The organism is Pantoea sp. ANP04 (genome assembly GCF_041982285.1).
Taxonomy (GTDB): domain Bacteria; phylum Pseudomonadota; class Gammaproteobacteria; order Enterobacterales; family Enterobacteriaceae; genus Pantoea; species Pantoea eucalypti.
This window is the reverse complement of the sequence record NZ_JAUTYS010000088.1, coordinates 1-605: the sequence shown is the minus strand read 5'-3', so window position 1 is coordinate 605 and position 605 is coordinate 1. Positions and strand designations below refer to the sequence as shown.

Genomic DNA, 605 nt, shown 5'->3' with positions numbered 1-605 from the left:
CCGCCGAGCGTTATGCCCGGGGCGGGGTGGGGCAGGCCGGGGTCACGGCGCAGCCGTTACAGGCCTGGATCGATGACTGGCGCTTCACCAGCCTGCCCACCGGGGCCAATCCCCTGGCCCGGATGCAGGTGCAGGCCAGTGGGCCGGGGTTCGCCTATCAGTTGCAACTGTCCAGCCGCCAGCCGCTGGTGCTGCAGGGCGTGGGCGGCTACAGCCGCAAGTCGGACCAGGGTCAGGCGTCCTATTACTACAGCCAGCCGTTCTTCCAGGCGTCGGGGCAGTTGCAGATCGACGGCCAACGCTATGAGGTCAGCGGCCCGGCCTGGCTCGATCGGGAGTGGAGCAGCCAGCCCCTGGCCGCCGACCAGACCGGTTGGGACTGGTTCTCCCTGCACCTGGACAGCGGAGAACGGTTGATGCTGTTCCGGGTGCGGGAGAACCGTCGCGCGCCTTACATCACCGGCACCTGGATCAATGCCGATGGCAGCACCCAGAGCCTGGGGCGTGAGCAGATCCAGATGACGCCCCTGGAGGAAGACCAGGTCGAGGGGCGGCGCCAGCCGAGCGCCTGGCAACTGAAGATTCCCGATAAGAACCTGGACATC

General features: G+C 67.6%; 1 protein-coding gene. It reads left to right on the top strand.

Annotated features, from left to right (window positions below; all coding sequences use genetic code 11):
• Positions 1 to 605 (top strand): lipocalin-like domain-containing protein (locus Q7C21_RS22480; RefSeq protein ID WP_375151155.1); only part of this gene is annotated, 605 nt, incomplete at both ends.